At 35.3% G+C, this 4,158-nt stretch carries 4 protein-coding genes; all 4 read left to right on the forward strand.

The window, feature by feature from the left end; translation table 11 throughout:
• Positions 1 to 144 precede the first annotated feature (144 nt).
• The 4 genes from HPY74_20095 (at position 145) to HPY74_20110 (ending at position 3,821) form a co-directional block, all read left to right on the forward strand.
• Entirely contained in the window at positions 145 to 435 is a 291-nt protein-coding gene (locus HPY74_20095; protein NSW92910.1) for a hypothetical protein, read from the forward strand.
• A gap of 28 nt (positions 436 to 463) precedes the next feature.
• Positions 464 to 1,795, forward strand: a complete 1,332-nt coding sequence (locus tag HPY74_20100; protein ID NSW92911.1) for a pyrimidine-nucleoside phosphorylase — start codon at positions 464 to 466, stop codon at positions 1,793 to 1,795.
• Positions 1,796 to 1,871: 76 nt separating this feature from the next.
• Positions 1,872 to 3,098: a D-alanyl-D-alanine carboxypeptidase gene (locus HPY74_20105; protein NSW92912.1), complete on the forward strand. Its 1,227-nt coding sequence runs from the start codon at positions 1,872 to 1,874 to the stop codon at positions 3,096 to 3,098.
• 39 nt (positions 3,099 to 3,137) lie between these two features.
• Positions 3,138 to 3,821, forward strand: a complete 684-nt coding sequence (locus HPY74_20110; GenBank protein ID NSW92913.1) for a site-2 protease family protein — start codon at positions 3,138 to 3,140, stop codon at positions 3,819 to 3,821.
• The last annotated feature ends 337 nt before the right edge of the window (positions 3,822 to 4,158 follow it).

Here is a 4,158-nt window from a genome sequence, read left to right on the forward strand (position 1 = left end):
AAAGGGTGTTGTTGACATGCCCAGAAAAGCGTTGCGCTTAGATATCAAGGTTATAGTGTTATCCGATGACTTAAACGTATGGTTAAATTTATGTAATATTATTATATAATTGGATAAAATTACTAATAAAGGCACTATTATTAGATAAGAATAAAATTTTCATGCTTCAGCTCTGCGGAAGTATTGAATAATTTGAAATATAATGATATTCTATTTATAACGGCAGACCATGGATGTGATCCTACAACCCCGAGTACGGATCATTCTAGGGAATATGTACCCTTGCTGGTGTACGGAAAGAATATAAAGCGGGGTATAGAGCTTGGGACAAGGCAAACATTTGCAGATTTGGGGGCAACAATTGCTGAGTATTTAGACACAAACTTTACTGGAGAAGGCACTAGTTTTTATAATTTAATTTACGGATTAATCTAATAACAAATATCAGTAAGGACGTAGCATTATGAGAATGTATAATATTATTGAAAAGAAAAGGGACGGTCATGAGCTTTCATATGAAGAGATAAAATTTTTTATCGAAGGTGTTTGCAAAGAAAGTATACCCGATTACCAGATATCGGCATTATTAATGGCTATTTTTATCCGTGGAATGAGTGCAAGAGAGACGGCAGATCTGACCAGAATAATGGCAGATTCCGGTGAAAAGATGGATCTGTCTTTAATTAAGGGAGTAAAAATGGATAAACACAGCACCGGTGGGGTCGGTGACAAGACTACATTGATTGTTGCACCAATTGTTGCAGCGTGCGGTGTATTGGTTATTAAAATGTCGGGTAGAGGTTTAGGGTATACAGGCGGTACGGTAGACAAGCTTGAATCTATCCCAGGGTTTAGGGTTGCTCTTGAAAGAGATGAAATTATTAAAAATATAAAAAAAATCGGAATTTCTTTAACAGGGCATGCAGCAGGAATGGTTCCGGCAGATAAAAAGTTGTATGCTTTAAGAGATGTAACAGCCACTGTAGATAGTATTCCTCTTATAGCAAGCAGTATTATGAGCAAAAAAATTGCATCCGGGGCGGATAAAATACTGCTTGATGTTAAATGTGGCAGTGGAGCATTTATGAAAACTCTTGATCAGGCCATAACTCTTGCCGCACTAATGGTAGATATTGGTAACAGAGTAGGAAAAGAAACAGTAGCAGTTATCACAGACATGGATGTACCCTTAGGCAATGCTATAGGAAATTCCTTAGAAATAATTGAAGCTATTGAAACTCTCAAAGGGCGGGGTCCCACAGATCTTAAAACTATTTCTCTTGAACTTGCCTCTCACATGATTTATCTTGCCGGTTATGGCGATATAGAGTACTGCCGTAGTAAAGTAAAAGAGGTTGTAGATAACAGAAAAGCCCTAAATAAATTTAGGGAACTAATAAAAGCACAGGGGGGGGATGAGGAAATCGTAGAAAATTATAATCTTTTTAAACAAGCTTTATACAAATATGAGTTAGTATCAGAGACAGAGGGATATATAGAATCAATAAATGCCAAACTGATAGGGAACGCTTCCGTTATACTGGGAGCAGGTAGGGAAACAAAAGATAGCCCTGTTGATTATTCGGCAGGTATATATCTATATAAAAAAATCGGCATGGAAGTGAAAAAGGGAGACATCCTTGCTGTATTATACACAAATAAAGAAAATTCTATAGAGGAGGCTGTTGCCATGTTAAAAAAGAGTTTCAGCTACTGCCGGTGTATGCCTCAGACAAGGCCATTAATACTTGCTTATATTGATTCCGAACATATATATAAATATGTAGATAAATAATGCTATATAAAGCAGAATATAGATGAGAAGTTTTGCATAACAATTTACTAAAGACAAATACCTGGAGGGAAAATCCGTGTTTAAAAGAAAAGTTTCTATTTATGTAATTTTTATACTTATCCTTATAACTTTGTTTTTTCCTGCACAAATTGTTTTTGCCACTGTTAATCAGTATGACGCAGCTGAAGTGGCAAAAATAATGGAAGGAACCGATGTATTTAATTTAAAATCAAAGTCCGCAATACTAATGGATGCGTCTACAGGAAATATCCTGCTGGAGAGTAATAGTCGGGAAAAAAGGCCAATTGCAAGTATAACAAAAGTAATGTCTATGATACTGGTAATGGAAGCAATAGAAAATGGGAAATTAGCCTTTGACGATATGGTGTCGGTATCCGAGTATGCATATGGATTCGGAGGATCTCAGGTTTATTTGAAACCGGGAGAAGAGTTTACCGTGCATGAGATGATGAAAGCTGTAGCCATTCATTCTGCTAATGATGCTACTGTTGCTCTTGCTGAAAAAATTGCAGGGAGTGAAGAAGCTTTTGTAGCCATGATGAATGAAAAGGCTGAAGCACTTGGGCTTTCAGATACTCATTTTATTGATTGTTCCGGACTTGCAACTGAAGGACACTATAGTACTGCTTATGATGTTGCAATAATGTCCAGGGAAGTTGTAAATAAATACCCTAAAATCCTGGAATACACAAAAATATGGCATGATACCTTCAGAAACGGTGAATTTTCTCTTGACAATACAAATAAACTTATAAGACACTATCCAGGTACAGTGGGCCTAAAAACCGGCTATATTTCTGCTGCAGGATATTGTCTTTCAGCGGTTGTAAAAAGAGATAACCTTACATTAATATCAGTAGTATTAGGTGCTCCCGATTCAAACACAAGATTTGCCGAATCAAGAAAACTTCTTGATTATGGGTTTGCTAATTTTGAGACAACCAAATTAGAAGAAAAAAATACTGAAATAGGTATAATTGAGGTCAGAAAAGGTTTAAAAACCAGTGTAAGGGCACTGCTTGCCGATGACGTAGTTGTTTTATTAAAAAAAGGTACCAAGCAACAAATTGAACGTCACAGTAATATTGAACCCTTCCTGATTGCTCCAATACAGGAGGGCCAAAAGGTTGGAGAAGTTATTTATAAGCTTGAAGGGCAAGAAATAGCAAGGGTTGATATAATAGCTGAAGAAAGTATAGAAAAGGCATCGTTTATAAAATTATTTTTAAGAATGATACTGGAATGGTTTGGAATAGGGAAGAATAAGAGCAATCGCTTCTAAAAAAAAGGGGAGATAAGCTTGCTGTTAAGATATCCGCCAATAATAATAGTATACCTTGTACCTGTAGTACTTGTTTCTGTTACTTTTCATGAGGTAGCTCATGCTTATTGTTCATATAAGCTTGGAGATCCTACTGCAAAAAATATGGGAAGGATCACTTTAAACCCATTGAAACATTTAGATATATTAGGCACAATTATGATATTGGTTTCCGGTTTTGGCTGGGCTAAACCTGTACCCATAAACCCCATGTATTATAAAGATCGTAAAAAAGGGACCATGTTGGTTGGTATTGCAGGGCCTCTTTCGAATATTCTGCTAGCACTTTTATTTTCTTTTCCCATGGCTTTTATAGGTTATCGCTACGGAAGCGTTCCAATTGAGGCTTTTTTTAATGTTGACCAATTTTATTTCTTTAGGTATTTCCTGCCCCAATCCATTGTGTTTAATTTAAGTAGGTTTTTCTATATTATAAACATCAATTTGGCAGTATTTAACATTTTACCCGTACCCCCATTAGACGGTTCAAGAGTATTATCCGGAATTCTTCCTCAGAGGCAGTATTTTAAATTATTGCAGTATGAAAACTATATAGCTGTAATATTTCTCCTGATAATTTTTATTTTCCCAGGAATTCTTTATAAAGTTATGTTTCCTTTTATTTGGCTATTGGAAACTGCCATAAGGTTTATTGCAATGCCGTTGCTGAGAGTATTTATTTAACAAAAAGTTAATAAAAAATGCTTGCTAAAATTACTTATTTAAGTATACATTGGCTATAAAATGTTGACAAAGGTATATATTCAAAGTTAAAAAATGCTTGCTAAAATTACTTATTTAAGTATACATTGGCTCAGAGATGAAGCACGAATTTAAAAGAAAGAGAAAACAAGAGTTATAGAGAGTAGCAAAAAAATATTTTCGCAAAACCGAGTTGGACACGTACAAGATTAGTATTGTATAGTAGACTTGGGGGAGGTAGGTAATCAAGTCATGAACAATACTAATAGAACATTTTCAGGTAGGACATTTAGTCCTGAAGATATAGAAATGATAAAAT

This window comes from Bacillota bacterium (genome assembly GCA_013314855.1).
In the GTDB taxonomy this organism is placed as follows: Bacteria; Bacillota; Clostridia; order Acetivibrionales; family DUMC01; genus Ch48.